Below are 24,762 nucleotides of genomic sequence, written 5' to 3'. Positions count from 1 at the left end.
AGCGGTATTTTGCATTAATCAATCCCAATATTGACAAAATAGCATGTAAGTAAATGTCATAACACACCCAGCACGTGCAAAATTTGTTAAACTAGCGGGTACATCCGCCTGATAAACGCTGTGTTATTCAGGGGTGGTTAAAGAATACCGGCGAGGAGTAGATGCATGGCCGAGCGTGCCGCCAAGCAGTTAGAACTGAACAAATCTGAATTACCCAATTCCATTACTGAAGTGATTGCCACATTGACCCGAGCTGGGTTTGATGCGTATATCGTTGGTGGTGGTGTGCGCGATACCTTATTGGGTCTGCGCCCAAAAGACTTTGACGCCGTGACTGATGCCAAGCCGCACGAGATTAAAGACGTCTTTGGCAAGCGTTGCCGTATCATCGGTCGACGTTTTCAGTTAGCACATGTGTATTCAGGTCGCGAGTTAATCGAAGTGGCTACTTTCCGTGGTCCACCAACGAGCAATGCCAATACCAATCAGGACGGTATGATCCTGCGCGACAATGTGTGGGGCGATATCAAGCAAGACTTTGCCCGTCGTGACTTTTCTATCAATGCGCTTTATTATCAGCCGCTCAAAGGCGTGGTTCATGATTTTTGTGGTGCGCTTGAAGACATCGATAATAGAATTATTCGTCTACTGGGTCATGCGCCAGTGCGTATTGAAGAAGATCCAGTAAGACTATTACGTGCGCTGCGATTTAAAGCCAAATTAGGCTTTGAGTTTGATGATGCGTTGTCCGATCAGTTCCATGATGGTAATTGGGCCCTGCTTGAGCAGATATCGCCACATCGTCTCTATGATGAAACACAGAAGATGTTTACCGGTGGCTATCTAGTGCCACTGTTGCCATTATTGTTTGAGTCTGGCGCGATCGATAGCCTCATCATTTACCCACCAGCCGAGCCAAGCGCCTTAGTCAATCAAGTGGCAATCAATACCGACAAGCGTATTGCGGCAGGCAAAAGCATCAATCCAGCGTTCTTTTATGCGGCGCTATTGTGGGAAAACTATCTGCATCAATTGGCAAAAGCTAAAAAGCGCAATATGCCGTTTGCTGAAGCACAAATGCATGCCGCTGGTAAAGTCATTGACCGTCAACGTATCAAAACCGCTATTCCAAAATTTGCTGAGCAATTTATCCGTGATATCTGGATATTGCAGCCAAAACTTGCCGCTCCGCGTAGCAAGCAAATCGTTCAGCTCTCTGAGCATCCGCGCTTTCGTGCGGGTTTTGACTTTTTATTATTGCGTGAGCAATGCGGTGATGCTGAGCATCCATTGTCAGAGTCGACGAATGACATGGGTGAGTGGTGGCAGACGTATCAGACATTGTCTGAGCGAGAGCAGCAGCAAGCGATTGAAGCGTTCGACGAAAATATTCGCCGCGGTGCCTACAAAAAAGGGCAACGTAGCCGCGGACGCAATCGTCAAAAACCAGAAGCAAATATCACTGATCACTCACCATCTAATCAGAGCAGTGCGAAACAAAGCAATGCTAATGATAGTACTGAGAAAGGTAGAAAGGATCAGACAATGGTAAACGATTCATCGAACATCCCAGCACGTCGTCGTCGCGCTGTCAGCCAGTCTAAAAATGACAACAGTAATAACAAAGAGTACAACACGCAGCAGGTGAAACAAGATAGCAATGAGCTTGCGCAGCTACAGCAGCTATCGCTTGCTAGTAATAACCAGGTGACAAACAAACGCCATCATTCTAAACCTGCGCCACTGTTCGTTATAGAGCACGAAAAGGTTGTGCCGCCGCTACAAAAGCAGCTGCCAGCTGAGAGTGCATCGCAGCCGAAGCGCAAGAGCGCGCCTGTGCAAAAGCAAGAGTCGACTAATAACGACACCCAAAAGCAAACGGATAAAGCTGATCGTTTAGATAACACTCAGTTGTCTCAAGCTAGTTCGTCAGAGGTTAAGGCATCAGCTGATCAGGCAAGACCAACTCGCTCAATCGCAAGATCGCCTGCGCTAGTCAGTATGAATAACGAGCCGATTCCGCACAAGCGTCGCCGTCGTCAGCCCACTGTTGATAGTGCAAATAGTGTCGAGTTGCAAAGCAAGGCTGATAAAGAGCAGTCAACAGCGAAGTATGCGAGAAAAGCACCTAAGTCAGCAGCGACATCAGCTAGTTCAACTGATACTACAGAAGTTGTAGAGCGTGAAGTGACAAAGAAAGTGGCTACACCAGCAAAGGCTAGAAAACCAGTCAAAGCAAAGACTGAGCAAGTTGCTAGTAATCAAGAACCTGCTGTTAAAGTGACTGATGATAAAGGCCCTGTGCCATCAAAACGCCGCCGCCGTCAGCCTAGTACTGAAAGTGCCTGATATGAATAACAGTACGAATGATAGTCACTGGGTTACCTGTTATGTGGGCCTAGGTAGCAATCTATCTAATGAGTTGGGCTCGCCTACAGACCACTTGCAGCAAGCGCTTGAAAGCATGAAAAATAGTGAGAAAATACGTGACATTAGCGTGTCTTCTTTTTATGCGTCAGCGCCGATGGGTCCACAAGACCAGCCAGACTTTATCAATGCGGTTGCTGGGTTTAAAACGGTAATGACGCCTTTTGAGCTGCTTAGTTTTTGTCAGCAGTTAGAAAAAATGGCCAAACGGGCACGTTTGCGCCGCTGGGGTGAGCGTAGTCTAGATGTCGATATTTTACTATACGGTGATATGCAGATTGCCGAACCACAGCTAACGGTTCCGCACGCTGGACTATGCGAGCGTAATTTTGTATTGATACCACTGCGAGAGTTAGCGCCACATTTGACTATCGTAGAAACACCAATAGCTGACTACCCACCAAGTCATGATTGGACAGGCTTAAAATTATTATCAAATGACTGATCTGCAGTGGCTTATCATAAAAAGTATCAGATACTTTTTATGATAGCTCATTAACGCTAGCTAAGGTGATAGACATTGATAATTAAAGGCATTGCAAGTTAATTGAGGGTCATATGACAACATTATCTACGTTAAATAAATTTAAAAAAGATGGTACTAAGTTTACTTGCTTGACGTGCTATGACTCAATGTTTGCACGGATGATGGATAAAGCTGAGATCGATACGATTTTGATTGGTGATAGTCTAGGTATGGTCGTGCAAGGCCACGACTCAACGCTACCTGTGACCGTCAATGATATGGCATATCACACAGCCAGTATCGCTCGTAGTAATAAACACGCCTTGATATTAGCTGATCTGCCGTTCATGAGTTATGTGACGTTGCCAGAAGCGATTGCTAATAGCCGCCAATTGATGCAGGCAGGCGCGCATGTGATTAAGGTCGAAGGCGGTAGTGAGCTCTGTGAATTGGTGACGACTTTAGCGCAAGCAGGAACGCCCACTTGTGTACATCTTGGTTTGACCCCGCAATCGGTCAATGTGTTTGGCGGCTATAAGATTCAAGGCCGCGGTGACGAGGCGGCTGACAAATTGCTCGCTGATGCTAAGGCAGTGGTTGATGCTGGTGCAGCGCTGTTGGTGCTAGAGTGTGTGCCGGCAGCACTTGCCAAAGTAGTGACAGACGCTGTCGCTGTGCCAGTCATTGGCATCGGTGCAGGCGCAGATACTGATGGTCAGGTACTGGTGATGCATGACATGCTAGGCATGGTACATGGTCGTGTGCCACGTTTTGTTCATGACTTTTTGACTGATGAGCGTAACAGTGCACGCAGTATTGAAGGGGCTTTTGAGTTATATCAGCAATCGGTACGTGACCGCAGTTTCCCAACTGAACAGCACCAATTTAGCTAATCTATTTGAGCTTTCAAATATCAGAATATTGAAATATAAGAAAAACTACCATGTCTCCTATCATTCATCATCATATCTCGTTACTACGTACCGCTTTGCAGCCGTATCGTGGTCAGCAAAGTGACAAACAAGACCGTCAGCAGCGTATTGCATTAGTACCAACAATGGGTAATCTGCATGAGGGTCATCTAGAGCTGGTAAAAATTGCTAAACAGCATGCGAATATCGTCGTCGTTAGTATTTTTGTCAATCCTACTCAGTTCGGTGTGGGTGAGGATTTTGATAGTTATCCACGTACACTAGACGAAGATGTGGCTAAGCTTGCCTCTGTTGGTGCAGATTATGTCTTTGCGCCAAGCGTTGATGCGATGTATCCAGTACTACCACCACCGACTACCGTATTAGCTGGCGCTATTAGTAACCAATTATGTGGTCAATCACGCCCTGGTCATTTTGATGGCGTTGGTATCGTTGTTTCTAAGCTTTTCAATATTGTGCAACCAGATGTGGCGATATTTGGACAAAAAGACTATCAGCAGCTGGCTATTATTAAGCAGTTGGTGCGTGATTTGAGCTACCCAATTGAGATTGTTGGCGCCCCTATTGTTCGTGCTGATGATGGACTAGCGCTCTCCTCGCGTAATCAATACTTAACCGAATCTGAGCGACAAGTTGCGCCTATACTGCATCGAGAGCTGCAAGATTTGGCAGCGCAGTTGAAAGGCAATGGCATCAGCCAGCAAGTGTTTGAATCATTACTAAAAGACAAGCGTACACGCATTAGTAACGCAGGTTTCACGATCGATTATCTAGAAGTAAAAACTGAAGCGCTGGGTTCTGTCGTAAGTGACTCTACAACCTTCAATATAGAAAATAAAAACATTGTTATTTTGGTTGCAGCATGGCTCGGACGCGCACGTTTATTGGATAATCAATTAGTAGTGGTGGAGTAAACCCTTCGGTATATAATGTATCGGATGCAATGAACTAGAATGGGTAGATCATGGATATAAGTCAGGATCAAAGCGAGAATCAAGCCGCATCGACAACGCCAAAAATATCAACGGACAAGCTCAGTATTCTAGTGGTATCAGGCCGTTCAGGATCAGGCAAAACATCAGTGTTAAATATCCTAGAAGATTTAGGATATTACTCTATTGATAACCTACCGTTGTCTCTATTGCCGAGTGCCGCCCACAAGCTGGTAAAAGAAAGCGGTATCCATCGTATCGCACTTGGTGTTGATATACGGACGCCACGAGCTGATCTATCTAACTTTGCCGCCACCTATGCTTCTTTGAAAGAAACCTATGGGGCACAAGCGGTACAAGTCCTATATGTGACGGCGCAAGAGAATACCCTAATAGCACGTTTCAATGCGACGCGCCGCGTCCACCCTCTGATGTCTCAAGATGTTGATAGTGACAATGCAAAGCATATCGCATTTAACCTGCCTGCTGCGATCAAGAAAGAAATTGAATTATTAGAGCCGATTTCTGGTCATGCCGATATCAAGATTGATACTACCAGTCTAAATATCCATCAGTTAAAAGACAGGTTACGCGAACACATTGGAATGGACAATCAGATTGTCATTAACCTACTGTCATTTGGTTTTAAGCACGGTAGTCCCATTGATGCTGACTTTGTATTTGATGTCAGGATTTTGCCCAATCCACATTGGAATCCTGAGCTGCGTGCCTCAACAGGGCTCGATGCTGAAGTCAGCGCATTTTTCGCTGATTACCCTGAAGTGTCTGAAATGCTCAATGACATTGATAAGTTTTTGACACGTTGGCTACCAGAGTTTTTGCACAATAATCGTCATACAGTGACGGTTGCGATCGGTTGTACCGGCGGTAAGCATCGTTCAGTATTTATCACCGATCATTTGCAGCGTCGCCTCGCTGATACGATGCCAGAAGGTGTAAAGGTACTGGCAAAACATCGCGAAAAAAGTCGTTGGTAGTTATATTCAGCACTATTAATTTTATTACTTATCATTTTGGAAAGTTTTTATGATTGACTGGTCAGAACAAGATATGCGCGTTTCGCGCACAGAACTCAAAAAATCTCATGAGCGCTTGCAGCAACTGTCTATACCGCTCGCTGGCCTATCAAAAAAACAGCTAAAAACATTGCCAGCCAGTGATTATTTTATGGCTGAACTCATGGCATTGGCTGATATTACCAGTGCCAATGCTCGTAACCGTCAAACCAAACGCGTTGGTAAGCTCATCAGCGAAGAAAATCGCCACGAGTTGGTCAAGGCATTGTTTGATGCATTTTTTCCTAAAGAGCAAGTGTCTAAAATTGAAAGTTGGTATGATCGCCTAAATATCAATGATGAGGGCACGCTCAAGCAGTTTGTAAAACAATACAAAGCTTCTGAGCACAACAGTATGTATCAATTACTACTATGGATTGAGTACGCCAAACATATGCAAGACGATGAGCTAATGGCAGAATCCAAAGCAGACTTGGCAAGCTATATTCGTGAAGTGGCGATCTTGTCGCAATTGAAAAAATAGATATACGATAGTAATATTGATTAAATTTTAGAACGCAAAAAAGCCAATCAATGAATGATTGGCTTTTTAGTGTGTCATATAGATATTATCGTACTTAAATGATGCTATTTAAGCTGACGTGATATAGGTTATTTCTTTTCAGCGCGGGCTTTATCGACTAGATATTCAACAACTTTAGGCACTTTTGCATCTTCACCAGTTACCACGTATTTGCCTTGTACGACCACAGCCGGTACGCCAGAAAGCTGATAACGCTTAGCGCCTTCTTGTGAGCGACCAATTTTTGTACCAACAGCAAATGAGTTATAAAGACTGTTGAATTTCTTTTCATTTACGCCTTTTGATGCGTACCATTTACTCAATGATGATTGATCAAACAGCTTTTTGCCATCTTTGTGGATCGCGTCAAATAGTGCAGAATGGGTTTTGTCTTCGAACCCTAAAAGCTGAGCCGCATAGAAACCACGAGCGTTGGCTTCCCAAACAGGGTTAAGTGCCGCTGGTGTTTTGAAGAATACGACATCTTTGTCTTTAGTCTTTGCCCATTTTTCCATATGCGGATCAAGTACATTACAATGTGGGCAGCCATACCAGAAAAACTCACGAACAATGATAGCATCACCGCTGATGGTCTCTGGGTTGTCTATTACGCGATAATCTTTTCCAGCGACATAGTCCGCAGCTTGTGCGCCCATTGAGGCAAGTCCAATGGCCATCGCCAGACCAGTCAGTGTAATGACACGTTTCATACTTTATCCTTGAGGTGTGGGGATTTAGAGTTTGTTAAAAGGTTAGGGTATTTATGACATTTACAACATCGATATGTGAGATATACGATTTTCAGAGTGTCTGAACGATACAGCGTCAAGTATAATCGAACAATATTGAAGTATCGACTATGATAGCGTAAAACGTGCACGCTTGTGAATCGGATTCTTAACCGACAGTTATAAAGTTGTTAGCTATTATTTAAGGCGTATTGCTTGTCATTTCTGATAGTTAGCTCTTTTAAGCTTACGGCTCATCGCTATGCTCATTATAAAGCACGCGAATAAGTATGTCTAAAGCAGCCATTCTCTATTATTTGCCATAAAATAGCAGGTAAAAAGCAAGTAAGAAATAGACGTTTGCTAGGCCCATTCACAATCAGTGACGATGTACCTACGACAAATATACGGCGCTCATGCTAATATTGAGCACATAACCGTGCACTGTATACGATAACAACTATAATGACAATCAAGGAAAATGCTATGAGCTCAGCTTTATCTTCTTCGCCATCTTCGAGCAATAAGATCAACGAAAATCTTGATAACACGGCGGCTGGCACTATAAACGTGGACCCCAACGAAGTTGAAAAATTTAACAATCTGGCGAGCGAGTGGTGGAGCAACACAGGTGCATTTGCAACGTTACATGAGATCAATCCGCTGCGTTTAAATTGGATAGAAGAGAACATCAAGCGTGGCTATCAAAACGATACTCGCAGTAATGACGTGACTCATAAGACCGCTGAACAAGGGCTCGCTGACAAAAAAGTGCTCGATGTAGGATGCGGTGGCGGAATATTGTCAGAGTCTATGGCACGTCGCGGTGCAGATGTGACAGGTATTGATTTGGGTACTGAAAACCTCAAGGCTGCTACAGTGCACGCTGAGCAAAGTGGATTAGAGAGCACTTTACGCTATCAGCATATTCCAGTTGAAGAGCTAGCAAAAACGCATACAGGTCAGTTCGATGTGGTGACCTGTATGGAAATGCTTGAGCACGTGCCTGATCCTAGCTCGATTGTACAGGCTTGTTATGAGCTCTTAGCGCCTGGCGGCGTTTGTGTACTATCGACAATCAACCGAAATCCTAAGTCGTACTTGTTTGCTATTGTTGGGGCAGAGTACGTGCTGCGATTGCTCGACCGCGGCACTCATGATTATGCCAAGTTTATTACCCCAGCTGAGCTAGACAAAATGGCCATCAATACAGGCTTTGTACGCCAAGATATCATCGGCCTGCATTATAATCCGCTGACTAAGCGCTATTGGCTCGCCCAAAACGTTGATGTGAACTATATGATAGCTGTCCAAAAGCCATTGGTTTAACGCGGTAGAATGAGCACTGTAGACGGCTTTCTTTATCCATTGTAATTTTACTAAACACGTTATCAATTTCAAGAGCATTCACTATGACCCAATTTGTAAAAGCTGTTTTATTTGACCTTGATGGGACGTTAATCGATACTGCTGCAGATTTTGTGCGTATCATTGGTAAAATGAGTCTAGAAAACGATTGGCAAGCGCCGCCTGAGGCAGAAATCCGCGAGCAAGTCTCTGCCGGCGCCTCAGCCATGGTGCAGTTAATGCTCAGGCATAACGACCAACTAGAAGTCAGTGAAGAGGCGTTGCTTGAGTTCCGCCAGCAGTTCTTAGATGACTATGAGGCAGATATCTGTGTCGACAGCTGCTTGTTTGAGGGGCTTGAAGCTGTGTTAGTTGATTTAGAGAGCAAAGGCGTACCTTGGGGTATCGTGACCAACAAGCCTCGCTATCTGGCAGAAAAACTATTGAATAAGATACAGTTAGATGAGCGCTGTGCCGTCTTGGTATGCCCTGATGATGTGTCGCGTTCAAAACCAGATCCAGAGCCAATGTATATGGCACTAGAGAAACTGGGTATCCCTCGCGGTGCTGCTGGCTGTGTGCTCTATGTAGGCGATCATATACGCGATATCGAAGCGGGCAATGCAGCTGGCATGTCTACGATTTTGGCGGCTTATGGTTATATTCCACCTGAAGATCAAAAAACGCTGAAGAAATGGGGCGCAGATCATATTACTGACACCCCTGAGCAGTTGAGTAAACTGCTACTTTCTTCTGGCAAATTTGAGTATTTGTAGACTGGTTTTTAGGTAGTAAATCATCAGTATGAGTCATCTTAAGTTCATACTGATGAGCATATATTTTCAATGATTCAACGATAAGTAGTGAGCAATAGCATGAGTGACAACATCAATCAGCCAGCTAATCAGACAAACAACCAAAAAAACGTTCAAAGTCTTACTCAACCTTTGACTCATGACGATATTCGCAACTTTGAGCCACCTACTCATTGTCTAGATGGAAAAACTATCTTGGTGACAGGTGCAGGGGATGGTATTGGCCGTGTTGCAGCATTAACCTATGCTCGTTATGGCGCTACCGTTTTGCTACTAGGCCGTACCAGCAGCAAGCTCGAGTACGTCTATGATGAGATCGAGAGCCTTGGTGGTAAACAACCTGCTATGTTGCCGATGAATCTAGAAGGGGCGACCTACGCTGAAATGCAGCAGCTAGAAAGACTCATTGATAAAGAAGTTGGTCAGTTGGATGGTATCTTGCATAACGCTGGTGTGCTTGGGCAGTTGACGCCACTTGAGATGTATGACGTTGATACATTCGCTCAAGTTATGAAGGTCAACTTTACAGCGACCTTTATGCTCACTCAAGCATTGCTCCCACTGCTAAAAGATGCCGATCATGGCTCTATCGTCTTTACTTCTAGTACAGTTGGCACGCATCCTCGCGCATTTTGGGGTGCTTATGCGCTATCAAAACAAGCAGTAGAAGGTATGAGTGATATCTTTACTCAAGAAACCCAAAATACCACGAATCTGCGTTTTAACTGTGTTAATCCAGGTGGTACTCGTACTAATATGCGCGCCCATGCTTATCCAGGTGAAAACCCGATGAGTTTAAAAACACCTGAAGATATTATGGCAGGTTATGTCTGTCTGATGAGTGATGCAAGTGTTGGCGTGCGTGGGCAGGTTGTCGAGTTGCAGCCAAAAGATTAGCAGTGATGTTTTTGCTTTAGGTTGCCGTGTTTTATTTATGATATTGCGACGATTGTTAGGTTGCAATCAGTTGTATCTAGCCCCATCTATTTGTTATTAAAGAAATTATATACAGAATAATGACTAATAAAAAACAAATAGGATAAAATTATGGCAGGTGGCTGGTCAAGAGATGGTGCTGAGCACGAACAAATGGATGCAACGGTCAATGATGCCTTGGAGCGCGCGCGGCGTTCGCTACCGACAGGTATCAGTGCTGAGCTATGTGATGAATGTGGTAACCCTATTCCAGAGGCAAGGCGACTAGCGGTACCTGGTATTCAGCATTGTGTCAGTTGTCAGACGGAGCTTGAGCAAGAGGCAAAAGCGGCTGAGCTATTCAACCGTCGCGGCAGTAAAGACAGTCAATTGCGCTAAAAGGAAGAAGAAAGAAAAAGGGCGGGCGTTGCTAGATAACATAGCAATGCCCGCCCTTTTTTTGTCTATGACTATATAACCAGTGCCATCAGTTCGCGATCGCAATCCTCCCAATTTATAGAAGCTGCTGACGCTTTGGCATCATTCTCAGTTTCTGTTTTTTCTGTAGCTGTATCGACAGCATTTGTATCTACAGCATTGCTTAATTGCAAAATAATTTCCAATCGACTATCAGTCTGTGGATCGATTGTTCTGGTGGTTAGACTACCAGGGTTAAAATTGATCTGCATCCAGCCATCAGAAGTATGAACCACGCCTTTGATGCGTTGCCAGTTTGGCAATGCTAACAACCAATTCTGTAAATCGTCAGCATTTAGCATGTAATGTGCAGGTAGTCGCCATCCAGCCAACTGAAAATCCTTTTGATCTTCATGGTAGCGATAGGGCAGATCGTTATCAGCACTGGTCTGAGTATTGGTCTGAGCCTCGCTCTTATCTGTAGATATACTCGATAATGGCACAGCTGCTAAAGAGTTGGCTTGAGACTGTAAACCAATCAGCGATTTTTGAGGGTGCGCGATATTGACTTTTCGTTGATTGGAAATGATAGAGCTGGGCTTATTCAATTGGTCGTTCAACGTTGTCGAATATGCATCTGCTACAAGATTATTTGTTAAATGGACGTCTGATGAGTCTATTGTCTCAGATGCTGTTAGTCCTGATACTGCCCAAATGATTTTTACGTGTGAATTTAGTTTGGCTATCCACTCCACCATCGATTGTTTTTCGTTAGTGTTTAGTTGGTCATAGCGATTAATGATCAGCACATCGGCATCACGGACATGCGCTTGAAAACCATCATGGTCACGATACTTAATCTGTTGCCACTGCTCGCCATTCAGTACTGTTATCACCGCATTCATCTTTAGGGCAGTTTGCCAATGCGGTGCACTGAGCTGTAATATCAGCTCGCGTGGATGTGCCAAGCCTGTGGGCTCAATCAATAGTCGCTGCGGGTGATGGTCGCTAAGCAGACGACTGATCGCAATTTGTAGGGGCAGCTGACTGGTACAGCAAATACAGCCACCACTAACTTCTCGAATGGCGATATTCTGTTGCTCAAAATCGTTATCTTGAGAGCTTGCCAAGAGTGCACCATCAATACCAATACGGCCAAACTCATTGATTAAGAGAGCCCAGCGCTCGTCGTTAGGTTTTGTGGCAAGCAGCTGATTAATGACGGTGGTTTTGCCAGCACCTAAAAACCCTGTCACTAACGTGCAGGGTATGTTTTGGAAGATAATAGGGTTTTTCACAGATATGCTCATCATATCGGCACGTGTTTGTGAATAACCAAACACGGCCTATATTAAAAGAAATGTCATCAGCCAAAGGTTATTCACTTTTGACGGTTTCTACCTCAGCTTCATCAGGAACGAACACATAGCCCACCCCCCAAACCGTTTGAATATAGCGGGCTTGTGAAGGGTTGTCTTCAATCAAGCGACGTAGGCGTGATACCTGTACATCGATAGAGCGCTCCATCGCACCCCACTCACGACCACGGGCAAGGTTCATCAACTTGTCACGGGTCAACGGCTCACGTGGATGCTGAACTAGAGCCTTTAACACCGAAAACTCACCTGTCGTCAAAGTGACGACGTTACCATCACGTTTGAGCGTACGAGTAGATAGATCTAGTGTCCATGGACCAAATTCAACCACCTCTAGTTGGTGACTTGGCGCCCCTGGAAGCTCACGGTTCTGACGACGCAAGACGGCTTTGATACGCGCCAATAGCTCTTTTGGGTTAAATGGCTTAGGCAGGTAATCATCTGCACCCGCCTCCAAACCTGCGATACGGTCAGCATCGCCACCTTTAGCGGTCAGCATAATGATTGGAATATCCGCATTGTCTTCACGTAGGCGCTTACAGATGCTAATACCGTCTTCGCCCGGCAGCATCAAATCTAGTACGACTAGAGAGAAGAGCTCACGTTGCATGAGTTTGTCCATCTGACTACCATCATGGGCAGTACGAACGACGAAACCATCGTCTTCTAGGAAGCGCTGTAGCAAAGAGCGCAGGCGAGCGTCATCATCGACAACTAAAATACGCTGAGTCAAAGTATCGGGGCTGTTGTTATCAGTCATACAGGCATCCTCTTATAAAAATTATTGTTAGCAGAAATGACGAGTAAAAAGCGATGAGTAAAACACTGCCATTAATTATCGTTATTTAATGATGGGTCAAAACAAGCACGTCATAAAATCAAAAACTATTGTTCAATATATCAGCACATCTCAATATTTGTGCTATTGATACTTTAGTGTATAAGATTGCACCGCGAATTGCATCACCCATAAGAATAAATGCTGTATGCGTTTGTTTAACAAGGCTACAGAACGTTTGATATAAAACGTTTTATGCCGCAAAACAGGCGATAATTAACGAAAAGATAAAAAGGATTTTTATTCATGCAGCTTTTGCTATAATGCAAAACTACATTTCTCAACGATTGATACGTATATGAGTAGCACTGATACCTTAACGTCATCTCAAACCTCGACAAATGCACAGGTTTTGGATGCAACCACACACGCGAATATTCACGACAAGCTTGCTCGCGCGCTTGGCATTAAGACTGCTCAAGTCAATGCGTTTGTGAAGCTTTATGATGAAGGCGCAACGGTTCCGTTCATTGCGCGTTACCGCAAAGAAAAGACGCAGAACCTTGACGACGCGCAGCTGCGTGCTTTAGAAAAATCTCTCAATTATGAGCGTGACATGGCCACACGTCGCCTCAAAATTACTGAGTTACTGAGCACACAGGGCAATCTGACCGATGAGCTACAGATGCGTATTGATAACGCGACGTCTAAGCTTGAGCTTGAAGACATCTATCTGCCATATCGTCCGCGTCGTCGTTCACCGGCTGCCAAAGCACGTGCTGCTGGTCTTGACGCTGCCGCGCAAGCGGTCTTGACGCAAGAAATCACCCCGACAGAGGCGCTGGCTGATTATCAAGTTCAATCAAGCATTACTGATGATAGTGGTAATGAGATCGACGTTGATTTTAGCGATATCGAAAAACAGCTCGCTGGTGTACAAGCCATTATCGTTGATGAGTGGACACAAGCATTGGATTTGTTGGACAACTTGCGCAGCGGGTTTGCCAAAACTGCCAGTATCGTATCGAGCGTTGCGAGCGAAGAAAAGCGTGAAGTCGGCGAAAAGTTCAAAGACTATTTCGAGCATAGCGAAAGCCTTGCCCGTCTGCCTAACCATCGCCTATTAGCGATGTTACGTGGTCGTCAAGAAAATGTCTTGGGTCTAAAAATTGAAGGCGAAGACGCTCCATTTATCGAAAAAATTATTAATCATTTCGATGTCGATGCCAAAGCGCCAGCAGAACGCCGTGAGTTTTTGGTAGAAGCAGCCAGTAGCTTATGGAAAGACAAATGGCGTCCGCATATCGAGCATCGTTTATTAACTGAAAAGCGTTTGGCCGCAGAAGCAGATGCGATCGATGTGTTTGCTAGCAATCTACAGCATTTGCTAATGTCTGCGCCAGCAGGTCCTAAAGTGATCTTGGGTGTTGATCCTGGTATCCGTCATGGTGTAAAAATGGCCATCGTCGATGCGCAAGGTCATGTGATGTCAGATAGTGAAGAGAAGCCTGTCATCGCGACGGTTTATCCATTTGCACCTGACAACAAAATGACTGAAGCCAAAAAAGTCATCGATGAGCTATTAAGCACTTATAATGTTGATTTAGTAGCCATCGGCAACGGTACGGCAAGTCGCGAAACCGATGCAATGATCAAAGAGATTCTAGCCGCAAACGATGCACTCAAAGCCAAAGCCGTCATTGTGAATGAGTCAGGCGCGTCGGTCTATTCTGCCAGTGAGCTTGCTAGTGATGAGCTTGCTAATCTAGATGTTTCTGTGCGTGGCGCCGTTTCTATCGCGCGTCGCTTGCAAGATCCATTGTCAGAGCTCGTTAAAGTGGATCCAAAAGCCATCGGTGTTGGTCAATATCAGCATGATGTCAACCAAAACCAGCTCGCAGATAGCCTTGATAAAGTCACTCAAGACAGCGTGAACGCGGTTGGTGTTGATGTAAATACGGCGAGCCCTGCTATCTTGGCTCATATCGCTGGTCTTAATCGCAACGTAGCGCAGCAAATTGTCACTTATCGCCGCGAGCACGGGGCATTTGATAGCCGTGAAGCGCTCAAGAATGTCCCACGCCTAGGCGCTAAAACCTTTGAGCAAGCAGCAGGTTTCTTGCGTATTCATAATGGTAGCAATCCATTAGATGCAACGGGCGTGCATCCAGAGAGCTATGCCTTGGTTAATAGCTTACTTGCACAAGCGGGTAAACCTTTATCAGAAGTCATCGGTAATGATAGCGTGTTAAATGCTATCGATACGACTGCGCTGGCTGCTAACGATGATAATGTCAGTGTAAAAGCGATTATCGAAGAGCTTGCTAAACCTGCACGCGATCCACGTCCTGAGTTTAAAACGGCCAATTTCCGTGATGATGTCAACAGCATCAAAGACCTTAGCGAAGGTATGCAGCTTGAAGGTGTAGTCACTAACGTAACGGCCTTTGGCTGTTTCGTTGATGTCGGTGTCCATCAGGATGGTTTGGTCCATATCTCTCAGATGGCCAATGACTTTGTCGCAGACCCCATGAACCGTGTCAAACCTGGCGATATCGTATCAGTTCGTGTTATTTCCATCGATGAAAAACGTGGTCGTATCGGATTTAGTATGAAGCCTGAGTCTGAAAAACCTGTCCGTACGGCTGCAAAGTCTACTGCAAACAGTACAGATGGTGAAAAAGCCAGTCGTCCACGCAGTAATCAGGCGAATAGTGATCGTCCAAATAATAGCCGTACCGCTGCTGATAAGCGTTCGTCTAAGCCACGTGGTAAACGTCAGGACAATACGAATAGTAACCGTAACAAACCGATCAAAAACGATAAGGCGGAAGCTCCTAGCAAAATGGGTACACTTGGCGCCTTGTTACAAGAAGCTGGCGTGACTAAAACTAAGAAATAGCCAAAATTTATAGCCGTGTTCAACAAAAAAGGCAGCCAATTGGCTGCCTTTTTATATTATATGTCACTTATTGATAGTAGTAAACTATTAATCATACTACTAAATCAAGCACTGTCATTATTAACGAATTGTGAAACGACGGTTTTCGTTAAATTCAACTTGACCAGGCTGAGTGGCTAAAAGCTCACCACGACGATCTTTTTTCTTTTCTTGTAAGGTAATCTCGACTGGCTTTTCGCGCATGTCAGCAGGTGTTACTTGACTGCTTTGAACATCATTTGTCATCTGTGCGCGGCGCATCATAGCAGCACGTGCTTGAGCGTCAGCATCAGACATTTCATCCTCTGCTGTAACGGTCATGTCTTCGTCCATGTCACCTTCTTCAGACTCCATATCGTCATTCATCGTGTCCATGTTGTTATCATCAACAGCGCCCGGTTGAGTAGCGAGAAGCTCACCATCAGGGCCTTCTATTTCGGCTTGCAAGGTATTATCGACAGGAGTGGTACGCATATCTGCTGGCATAATGTCACTGGTATTGACAGGTGCAGCTATTGCTGCCGCTGGCAAAACAAGTGTCGCGCCTAATACTAACGGTAAAATATTCTTTTTCATTATAAAACTCCAAATTTGATAAATTAACAATGATTAAAAACGCCTGCCTCTGTTTTGATATGGCTAATTTTAAATATCATTGGTTTAAAATATAGACAATTAAAAACAGCCAGACTTTGGTTCGACCTTACTATAATTTGTAAAAACAAAGTACCAGTTATATAGCTGATATTTCAGTAGTAAACTCATTAAGGTTCTAACAGCTTGGTATATTCTTGTGACGTTGTGAAACTACTAAGCCCACATCTTATTTAAGAAATGAAGTAAACATTTGGATCTATTTTATCCAACAATGATATATTTACCAGTACCTGTATCAATAGTAGGCTGCTGAGAATCTTTATCTGGCACACGAACTACTGGAAGATTTTGACTAATATCAATTCGATCAATAACATTGTTTTAGAGAAATATTTTTATTTGATCATGCTTGTCGAAGTGGATTTTGATTAAAAATTTTAAATGAATATTCTCTATAACAACCAAACCATAATGTATTTTATCCTAGCGTATTGATGAGAATATGGCTGTGACATTAGACTAGGAATGTGTAGCATAATGTATTGAAAAATCGAAAAGCTGCAATATTGCTTACCAAAAAAGTACGCTATTAGTATTCGCTAACATGACAGATGAGCACTATAAAATTTGCGTACTAAAAAACCGCACCTTGTTATCAAGATACGGTCACAAAAATCATCAGCGTTAATAAATCATTATTTAAATGTTTTACACTCGATTAACCATCGATAACCTCGAAGCTTAAGCCTGAATGTTCTTCTAAACGGACTATGAGCTTATCACCCATCGCAGAGGCAGGCGTCCAGAATCCGCCGCCAACGTCTTCTTTACTGATATCTTGTGCCAGACATAATGCTGCCTGCGCGAGCATACGAGAAGTGCTGCCGTAACCAGGATCTTTATCGCCTGTAACTTTGACCGTGATGGTGTCGTTTTTAGCTGTTTGACCGAAATGGCGAATATCAAAGTAGCCATTTTCCTGCTCATCCTTAGAAGGGCCTGTGCCTGCTTTGGGCAGAACATGCTTGGACAATAACTCACGGCTTGGTTTAATCATCATGGCAGTGGCAAATCCTAGTAGACCCGCGCTCATCGCGTAGCTTGATAACTTACCTTTGACACCATCTTTCATCCACATGGCTTCGTCATATTTAAAATCGCGACCGTATTCATAACTGAGTAGCTGGTTACTGCGATGGACAATACGTGTGTTGATACTCGCCATCACAAAGGGTGCCAACCAACGTTTATGGGTGCTGTCGTATTCTGGTTTGCTGACATTGTCTTGACGTACATTGGGCACATCTGTGTCATCGTTTAGTAGATAAGGGTTGGCTACTTGCTTACGGCGCGATTTATCTTCACCAACTTCTTCGAATATCGTAGCCATCGAGGCAATCGTACCACCAGAGATGCCACCTTTTGCCGCTTTTACGCGCATGTGAATCACATTACAAGCTTCTCCGAACCTCTCTTCTGCTTTGGTTTGCGTAAAGTAAACGCCTAAATCTGATGGGATAGAATCAAAGCCACAAGAGTTTACGATACGTGCGCCGCTTTGCTTGGCAGTATCTTGATATTTGTCCATCATATCTTTGATAAAGATCGCTTCACCAGTAAGATCGACGTAATCGGTACCATTTTCGGCACAAGATTTGATAAGAGGCTCGCCATATTTGAGGTAAGGGCCGACGGTTGAGATGATGACTTGTGTCTGTTTGGTCATCTCATCAAGGCTGGCAGAGTCTTTACTATTGGCAATGATAATATCTACTTTGCTCTCAAGTTTCGACTGTAGCTCATTGAGTTTTTCTTCATCACGTCCTGCAATTGCCCAAGTGACGTGAGAGCCATCTTTATTTTTAGCATTGGATAAAAAATTGGTCAAATAGTGAGCGGTGATTTGTCCGACAAAGCTTGTTGCGCCATATAAGATGACGGCATAAGGGCGGTTGACGCTACTATCTTGTTGCGTGGGTTTTGCGGTATCCGTCTCGGTACTCATAAGTATTGTCCTTAATAGATTGGATGATAATGTGACTTTAAACTATAAACCAAGTGGAAACTATAAACCAAGTGGTCTAAATAAGTTAGAAATTTATGGGGTCGCTATAGTTTTCATTGCCAAATCTCTTTTTCAAAAATTTTTGATGTTATTTATATACAACTATAAGACAATCAATAATTTAGCAAATAAGGTGCTCATCATCCTAAATAATATGTTTATAGAGACAAGAAAAAATAAAAGGTATTAACACTTGCTACAAACTTTACATAATCTACTGACATCATTACTAAAATGCACGTTCTTTAAAGAGAAATATTGCTAATCTATGTTTGTAAGCAGATATGACTGGTATTAGAAAAACAAAAAGTTAAATCAATACTATATAAAGTTTACTATCTGATTTTTAACAATTATTTGAGGAGAATATTATGTTTCGTTGGGCTATTATTTTTGCAGTAATCGCACTGTTAGCAAGTTTATTAGGGTTTGGTGGCGTCGCAGGACTGTCTGCTAATCTGGCATACATTTTCTTAGCAGTTGCTGTGATTTTATTTATTGTGGCATTTGTCAGTCGCAAAATGTAAACACAGCTTATTACTATAAAAAAAGACCCTCAATTGAGGGTCTTTTTTATGTTCAACTAAAGCACTTCAGTTACTCGTTTAACATAAGCATAAGGCTATAGACGTTTGGGCTGAACGATATGCTCCATGCGTTTTGCAAGGCGAATGTCCAAACTAGAGATACCACCGGTATCCTGATTGGTTAGGCGTACCTCGACTATATTGTATATATTACGCCATTCGGGGTGATGTTCGAGTGCTTCAGCATGAAATGCCGCTTGATTCATAAAACTCATGGCTTCGATAAAGTCACTGAAGTGATAGGTCTTGACGATACTATTACCATCGCGCTGCCAACCAGCAAGCTCTTCTAACTGTAGATTGATTTGTTTGTCAGATAAACTACTCATATTAATAACCTTTATTGTTATATGGATTGGTTTATTAAAAGTTATATTGGGATCGGTCTCCTAATCTAAAATAGGTTGCTAAAATTATTATTACACACAGTCTTTTATCGTTAAGGAGTAGCATTAAACTAGATAAGGTCTTGGTACTCAGGATGTTTGCTGATATATGAGGCGACAAACGAGCATTGCGGCACGACTTTTTTGTCATGCTCACGGGCGTAATCTAGCGCATGCTTGACTAGGGCAGACCCGACACCTTGACCGCCTAACTGTTGCGGAACGATCGTGTGGTCATAGACGAGCTTGTCATTACGGTCTTGATAGCTAATGTAGCCAGTTTGACCATCAATAGTCGTCTCAAAACGATTTGCTGCTTGGTTATGAGTAATATCTAAGTTTGGTTTGGTCGTTTGGTTGCTCATTGATTAACTCCATTTATTATTATCGAATTTTTATGATGAATTAAGGTTATTTAACAGACGCTAAAATCATTATGCGTGCTAATAATTCTAGCCATATATTTATTAAACACTTGTTGTTATTTTAGTATGACGCATTACCGCTGAACAATCTAGATGCTTACCGCAATAGTAGACATGACAGCGGCTGTGTACATAGTTTTAGCGTTAACCAGTCTGCGTAAGAATGAAATATTTCTAAAATACTATTTTGGCACACTACCATGCATAGGATAAGGCTTGGCGGACAACTGGTGGTAAAAACCGACCAAGGCCACCTTTGACCGCTGGTTTAGTCTCACGATCGATACGATTATCGGTATCTGACATTGACGCCTTATACGCGTGCCATTCTTGTTCGCTAGGTTTGCTAAAGTGGTGGATACGTCCTACTACCTGTCGCAGCTGTGTGCTAAAACGTCCAGTGTTATAGGCCAGATTGTATTTGTGGCAGATGGCTTTTACCTGCGGGGCGATACTGGCATAGTGGCTGGCTGGCATATCAGGAAAGATATGGTGCTCAATCTGATGGGATAAATTGCCAGTCAAAATGTGAAACCATTTATTCCCTTTGATATTGCTAGAACCCAAAATCTGACGCACGTACCAGTCGCCTTTGCTCTCATCAGCATCGAGATGGGTATAGATATGTGCTTGCTCAGTGAAATGACCACAGAAAATCACCGCCCATGTCCATAGATTACGGATCGTATTGGCCGTCATGTTGCCACTCAGTGTGCTTAGGGCACTACGACGGCCTAGTGTCATTGCTGCTATGGCGGGCAGGGCAATATAGTCTTTGCCCACTTGTCGGCCGATTTTGGCAAATAGTGCGCGAGATTTTTGCTGCATGATTTTATGCAAGTCAGGGGAGTCGGCGTATTCATCGACACTGATCTGAATATCATGAAAGGCAACTGCCCATTCAAAGCCAAATGCCAGCACCGCTGTACTAAACATATTGTAGCGATCTTCTGGCGTCCAAGGCTGCTCATCGGTCACCCGAATCAAGTGATAGCCGACATCATGGTCACGCCCAACAATATTGGTAAACGTATGATGTAAGTAGTTATGCGAGTGTTGCCACAATGGCGCAGGGCAAACAATATCCCAATCAAACTTTTGACTGTTCAGATGCGGGTGCTGCATCCAATCGTATTGACCATGCATGACATTATGCCCAAGCTCCATGTTGTTGAGTATTTTGCTAAAGCTAAGCATTGACGTACCCAGTAGCCAAGTCCCTATCTGCGCGCGGCGTGATGACATGCGTCCTGCGGCGGCCAGTAAACCACGGGCGACAAGCTCACTATAAACCACAGTCGCATAAATCCGCTGAATGTATTTGGCGTCATCGCTACCTAATGAGTCCATTACACCTTTATATAGCGCATTTAATTCTACTGCCAAGGCATCACTTTGTGCTTTTGTTAAGGGTGCCTGGGTCACTGTTGGATAGCGAGTTTGCTGTGATGATAGGGTTGGCTGCTCGCTATCATTTTTTGCCAACGGTGCATCGGACACTGGCATCAAGATAGGTACGGCAGAATGTGCTGTATCAATAGGTGGTAATAAGCGCATATATAAATCCTTAACCGAAACGGCACGAATAAACAGTACTGGATTCGGTTTTATGAGTCATCTGAGTTTTAGCATACAATATGAGTTAACATCAGTCTATTTTTTAGTTTTAAGAGGTCGATAGTCAGGGGCTAGTGGTCGTGTTTTTTATTTCAGCAGTATTAAACATCTAATATCACATCGGTCATCGCGACACTGATGCACGTTTGGATAGACTCGTAGCCATCACTACTTATCTTACCAGTTTGGATGTTTTTGACCACGCCGCTCACTTTATTACAGCGGCATAGTTGGCAAATACCTTGCCGACAACCATAGGCTAGACGTACATCTGCATTTTCGGCAGCGACCAATAATGTAGTGTCGCTATCGAACTGCCGTTGCCGTGACCGCAAATACACCGTATGCGACTCTGTCTGTAATGCTTTATCTAGTAACTGATTGCCGTCGCCATCAAAATCAGGCAATGCATTACCGAAATTTTCTACGATAATGTTGTCACGTAGCGGGATGTTTTGTGGCACGCTAATCTCGTTTACTGCTTTATATAAGCCGGCTAATAAAGCCTGTGAACCGCACGCAAATATTTTGGTATCTACCAATGGTAAATTAAGTGATAACAAACCCTCTGCGCTCAAGTATCGTTCGCCAGCCAAATAAGTCGCAGGGTTATCAGTATGGATAAAATGATAGCTGAAGGCGGGATAGATATCGCTCAGCTGTTGCCACTGATGCTGAAACTGGGCAAGTTCCGTTCGATTATAATGTAGCAACGCCACCTGATGTCCGTTTGCAAGTGCTTGCGTAATAAGTCCTAACATAGGCGTGATACCGCTACCGCCAGCGACAAATAACAAAGGGTTTAATCTTTTATTATCTAAGTTCGTCTTCGCTAAAGTGAAGCTACCCAGTGGCATACTGGTATCAACGATGCTAAATAGTGGCAGTTGCTTGGTGAGGTAATGAGACACCAATCCTTGCGGCTTGATCGCGATAGTAACCGTGTGACGTTTACTTTTTGCTGACTTAGTAGCGACGGCATCATCTTGCCACCACAATGGTTGATTCGCCAATCCTACGATTGAATAGCTGCGCTGATGATAAACCCCATCGATAAAAACACGTAAATCAAGATACTGACCGCCTTGCCAATCATCTGTTCCTTTAGATATCTGCTGCCTAAACGCTTGATTGGTCTCAAATTGCAGGGCGATCAAATCATCACTCATCTCGTATCGAGCAATAAGGCGTAGCTTGGGCGTCGTCAATGACCAAAACGGATGTAAGCACGATCCGATAAAATCGACAAACGCACGTTGAACTATTTCAGGGCGATAGCCGTTGGCCATATAATCAGTACCTGTATAAATATTATTAAAAATATATGAAAAATAATGACTCAGCTTATAGCCAGTTTCGTTGATGACATGCTAAACCATTCTTTTTTGCGCTGTTAAGCCACTCTAACATGCTAACGGCTATTGATTAAATTTGCGAAAGTTTTGATGCTGTTTTTTGTGGTTTTTATAAAACAGCAATGAATCAGAATGTTAAGCTTGTTATTTCAACAAAATATTTATGGCCGCTTTTATCCAGAAACAGCGATACTCTATGACAAAAGCTGCAAAACAAGGGGTAAAACAACCTGTTAGCTTGCAGGGTATGCGCCACAATGCGATAATGAACGATAATTTGTAACCCTGATTTTGAGGTACGGCACGCTTGGCATCATCGCTGAGTGGCATTTGCTGTTCTCTTCTATGCAGTCTATCGGAGTGTTAATGGCTCAATATATTTACACGATGAACAACGTGTCAAAACTTGTTCCCCCTAAGCGTGAAATCCTAAAAAATATCAACCTATCGTTTTTCCCTGGTGCCAAAATTGGTGTCTTGGGTATCAATGGTTCGGGTAAATCAACCTTGCTACGTATCATGGCTGGCGTCGACACTGAGTTCAGTGGTGAAGCACGCGCGCAAGCTGGTACCAAAGTTGGCTATCTGCCACAGGAACCACAACTTGATGACAGTAAAGACGTGCGTGGTAATGTCGAAGACGGTATGCGCGAAGCATTAGATGCGCTCGCTCGCCTAGATGCTATCTATGCTGAATACGCAGAGCCGGATGCTGATTTTGACAAACTTGCTGAAGAGCAGGGCAAAATGGAAGACATCATCCAGTCATGGGATGCGCATAACCTAAACAACCAGTTAGAAAAAGCGGCCGATGCGCTACGTCTGCCACCATGGGATGCGGACGTTAGCAAATTGTCAGGTGGTGAAAAACGCCGTGTGGCACTATGCCGTCTACTATTGTCGCGCCCTGATATGCTATTACTTGACGAACCGACCAACCATTTGGACGCCGAGTCTGTTGCATGGCTAGAGCAGTTCTTGCAGAACTACAGCGGTACTATCGTTGCCATTACCCATGATCGCTATTTCTTGGATAATGTTGCTCAGTGGATTTTGGAGCTTGACCGTGGCCATGGCTATCCGTATGAAGGCAACTATACTGAATGGCTAGAGCAGAAAAACAATCGTCTAGAGCAACAGAACAAGCAAGAAGAATCATTTGCCAAAGCGTTGAAAAAAGAGCTTGAGTGGATTCGTAAAAATCAGAAAGGCCAACAAGCCAAATCTAAATCTCGTGTACAGCGTTTTGAAGAGTTGAACTCAACAGAATTCCAAAAACGTAACGAGACCTCTGAGATTTATATTCCACCTGGTCCACGTTTGGGTAATAAGGTGATCGAAGTCAATGATATCTCCAAATCATTTGGCGATCGTTTATTGTATGAAAACCTAAGCTTCAACGTCCCAGCTGGTGCTATCGTTGGTATCATTGGTCCAAATGGTGCGGGTAAAACCACGCTATTTAACATGATTACTGAGCGTGATACCCCAGATACTGGTTCGGTTGATTTGGGTGAAAGTGTCAAGGTTGCCTATGTCGGTCAGGTGCGTGATCACTTAGATGATAATAAAACCGTATGGGAAGAAGTCTCTGACGGCCTTGATATCATTACCGTTGGTGATTACACCACACCAAGCCGTGCCTATATCGGTCGCTTTAACTTCAAAGGCTCAGACCAGCAGAAGCACGTCGGTCAACTATCAGGTGGTGAGCGTAACCGTTTGCAATTGGCGAAAACGCTAAAGCAAGGCGCAAACGTATTGCTTCTTGATGAACCATCAAACGATTTGGATATCGAAACTTTACGTGCGCTAGAGGATGCGATTCAAGTATTCCCAGGCACGGTCATGGTCGTCTCGCATGATCGCTGGTTCCTTGACCGTATCGCTACTCACATCTTGGCATTCGAAGAAGAAGGCCCAGTGTGGTTCGACGGTAACTACACTGAGTTTGAAGCGTATCGCAAGAAAACCATGGGTGATGACGCCAGTCCTAAGCGTGCCAAGTATAAGAAAATTACCAACTAATACTGCTGTTTAGTATATTGAAAGTTCAT

22 protein-coding genes are annotated in these 24,762 nt (G+C 43.8%); 13 read left to right on the top strand and 9 right to left on the bottom strand.

Annotated features, from left to right (window positions below; translation table 11 throughout):
• The first annotated feature begins 165 nt into the window (after positions 1 to 165).
• The 6 genes from pcnB to yjgA all read left to right on the top strand — a co-directional run bounded on the left by pcnB (position 166) and on the right by yjgA (position 6,317).
• Entirely contained in the window at positions 166 to 2,349 is a 2,184-nt protein-coding gene (gene pcnB / locus ACTXGK_RS14830) for a polynucleotide adenylyltransferase PcnB (RefSeq protein WP_443514711.1), read from the top strand.
• A gap of 1 nt (position 2,350) precedes the next feature.
• On the top strand, positions 2,351 to 2,872 hold the full coding sequence (gene folK, locus ACTXGK_RS14825; protein ID WP_443514710.1) for a 2-amino-4-hydroxy-6-hydroxymethyldihydropteridine diphosphokinase: 522 nt from the start codon (positions 2,351 to 2,353) through the stop codon (positions 2,870 to 2,872).
• A 113-nt stretch (positions 2,873 to 2,985) separates the two neighbouring features.
• Positions 2,986 to 3,786 carry a 3-methyl-2-oxobutanoate hydroxymethyltransferase gene (gene panB / locus ACTXGK_RS14820; RefSeq protein WP_443514709.1) on the top strand — a complete coding sequence of 267 codons (801 nt, stop codon included), beginning with the start codon at positions 2,986 to 2,988 and terminating at the stop codon, positions 3,784 to 3,786.
• Between the two features lie 50 nt (positions 3,787 to 3,836).
• Positions 3,837 to 4,739 carry a pantoate--beta-alanine ligase gene (gene panC / locus ACTXGK_RS14815; protein ID WP_443514708.1) on the top strand — a complete coding sequence of 301 codons (903 nt, stop codon included), beginning with the start codon at positions 3,837 to 3,839 and terminating at the stop codon, positions 4,737 to 4,739.
• 50 nt (positions 4,740 to 4,789) lie between these two features.
• Positions 4,790 to 5,755 carry an RNase adapter RapZ gene (gene rapZ, locus ACTXGK_RS14810; protein WP_443514707.1) on the top strand — a complete coding sequence of 322 codons (966 nt, stop codon included), beginning with the start codon at positions 4,790 to 4,792 and terminating at the stop codon, positions 5,753 to 5,755.
• 49 nt (positions 5,756 to 5,804) lie between these two features.
• A complete protein-coding gene (yjgA, locus tag ACTXGK_RS14805) occupies positions 5,805 to 6,317 on the top strand; it encodes a ribosome biogenesis factor YjgA (RefSeq protein WP_201600874.1) in 513 nt (170 codons plus the stop codon).
• Positions 6,318 to 6,445: 128 nt separating this feature from the next.
• Here yjgA and ACTXGK_RS14800 read toward each other — a convergent pair whose 3' ends face one another.
• A complete protein-coding gene (locus ACTXGK_RS14800; RefSeq protein WP_201600872.1) occupies positions 6,446 to 7,066 on the bottom strand; it encodes a thiol:disulfide interchange protein DsbA/DsbL in 621 nt (206 codons plus the stop codon).
• Positions 7,067 to 7,570: 504 nt separating this feature from the next.
• On the opposite strand from ACTXGK_RS14800, the gene ubiG reads away from it, so the two are divergent.
• From ubiG to ACTXGK_RS14780, 4 genes are all read left to right on the top strand, one after another.
• A complete protein-coding gene (gene ubiG / locus ACTXGK_RS14795) occupies positions 7,571 to 8,413 on the top strand; it encodes a bifunctional 2-polyprenyl-6-hydroxyphenol methylase/3-demethylubiquinol 3-O-methyltransferase UbiG (RefSeq protein WP_443514706.1) in 843 nt (280 codons plus the stop codon).
• Positions 8,414 to 8,496: 83 nt separating this feature from the next.
• A complete protein-coding gene (locus ACTXGK_RS14790) occupies positions 8,497 to 9,207 on the top strand; it encodes an HAD family hydrolase (RefSeq protein ID WP_443514705.1) in 711 nt (236 codons plus the stop codon).
• 99 nt (positions 9,208 to 9,306) lie between these two features.
• The gene (locus ACTXGK_RS14785; RefSeq protein ID WP_443514704.1) at positions 9,307 to 10,143 is read left to right on the top strand and encodes a YciK family oxidoreductase; all 837 of its coding nucleotides are present in this window, start codon (positions 9,307 to 9,309) and stop codon (positions 10,141 to 10,143) included.
• Between the two features lie 150 nt (positions 10,144 to 10,293).
• A complete protein-coding gene (locus ACTXGK_RS14780; protein WP_201600864.1) occupies positions 10,294 to 10,560 on the top strand; it encodes a DksA/TraR family C4-type zinc finger protein in 267 nt (88 codons plus the stop codon).
• Between the two features lie 71 nt (positions 10,561 to 10,631).
• Here ACTXGK_RS14780 and ACTXGK_RS14775 read toward each other — a convergent pair whose 3' ends face one another.
• Together ACTXGK_RS14775 and ompR are read right to left on the bottom strand one after the other, a co-directional pair.
• The gene (locus ACTXGK_RS14775; protein ID WP_522909753.1) at positions 10,632 to 11,891 is read right to left on the bottom strand and encodes a GTP-binding protein; all 1,260 of its coding nucleotides are present in this window, start codon (positions 11,889 to 11,891) and stop codon (positions 10,632 to 10,634) included.
• 64 nt (positions 11,892 to 11,955) lie between these two features.
• Entirely contained in the window at positions 11,956 to 12,714 is a 759-nt protein-coding gene (gene ompR, locus ACTXGK_RS14770) for an osmolarity response regulator transcription factor OmpR (RefSeq protein ID WP_058023990.1), read from the bottom strand.
• Positions 12,715 to 13,090: 376 nt separating this feature from the next.
• Between ompR and ACTXGK_RS14765 the strand changes: the two genes are divergently transcribed.
• Entirely contained in the window at positions 13,091 to 15,634 is a 2,544-nt protein-coding gene (locus ACTXGK_RS14765; RefSeq protein WP_443514703.1) for a Tex family protein, read from the top strand.
• 120 nt (positions 15,635 to 15,754) lie between these two features.
• Here ACTXGK_RS14765 and ACTXGK_RS14760 read toward each other — a convergent pair whose 3' ends face one another.
• Positions 15,755 to 16,249, bottom strand: coding sequence for a hypothetical protein (locus ACTXGK_RS14760; RefSeq protein ID WP_443514702.1), 495 nt, complete (start codon positions 16,247 to 16,249; stop codon positions 15,755 to 15,757).
• A 739-nt stretch (positions 16,250 to 16,988) separates the two neighbouring features.
• Positions 16,989 to 18,275, bottom strand: coding sequence for a saccharopine dehydrogenase family protein (locus tag ACTXGK_RS14755; protein ID WP_443514701.1), 1,287 nt, complete (start codon positions 18,273 to 18,275; stop codon positions 16,989 to 16,991).
• A 431-nt stretch (positions 18,276 to 18,706) separates the two neighbouring features.
• On the opposite strand from ACTXGK_RS14755, the gene ACTXGK_RS14750 reads away from it, so the two are divergent.
• Entirely contained in the window at positions 18,707 to 18,862 is a 156-nt protein-coding gene (locus tag ACTXGK_RS14750) for a DUF1328 domain-containing protein (protein WP_021814049.1), read from the top strand.
• A gap of 95 nt (positions 18,863 to 18,957) precedes the next feature.
• Here the strand turns inward: ACTXGK_RS14750 and ACTXGK_RS14745 are convergent, their stop codons facing one another.
• The 4 genes from ACTXGK_RS14745 to ACTXGK_RS14730 form a co-directional block, all read right to left on the bottom strand.
• Entirely contained in the window at positions 18,958 to 19,251 is a 294-nt protein-coding gene (locus ACTXGK_RS14745; RefSeq protein ID WP_102078853.1) for a 4a-hydroxytetrahydrobiopterin dehydratase, read from the bottom strand.
• A gap of 128 nt (positions 19,252 to 19,379) precedes the next feature.
• A complete protein-coding gene (locus ACTXGK_RS14740; protein ID WP_443514700.1) occupies positions 19,380 to 19,673 on the bottom strand; it encodes a GNAT family N-acetyltransferase in 294 nt (97 codons plus the stop codon).
• 255 nt (positions 19,674 to 19,928) lie between these two features.
• A complete protein-coding gene (locus ACTXGK_RS14735; RefSeq protein ID WP_443514699.1) occupies positions 19,929 to 21,290 on the bottom strand; it encodes a fatty acid desaturase family protein in 1,362 nt (453 codons plus the stop codon).
• A 161-nt stretch (positions 21,291 to 21,451) separates the two neighbouring features.
• Complete coding sequence (locus ACTXGK_RS14730) at positions 21,452 to 22,639, bottom strand: flavin reductase family protein (RefSeq protein ID WP_443514698.1); 1,188 nt, start codon at positions 22,637 to 22,639, stop codon at positions 21,452 to 21,454.
• Between the two features lie 432 nt (positions 22,640 to 23,071).
• On the opposite strand from ACTXGK_RS14730, the gene ettA reads away from it, so the two are divergent.
• Positions 23,072 to 24,733: an energy-dependent translational throttle protein EttA gene (gene ettA, locus ACTXGK_RS14725; protein ID WP_201600844.1), complete on the top strand. Its 1,662-nt coding sequence runs from the start codon at positions 23,072 to 23,074 to the stop codon at positions 24,731 to 24,733.
• The last annotated feature ends 29 nt before the right edge of the window (positions 24,734 to 24,762 follow it).

The organism is Psychrobacter sp. T6-5 (assembly GCF_052258485.2).
In the GTDB taxonomy this organism is placed as follows: Bacteria; Pseudomonadota; Gammaproteobacteria; order Pseudomonadales; family Moraxellaceae; genus Psychrobacter.
This window is presented reverse-complemented; position numbering and strand designations above follow the sequence as displayed.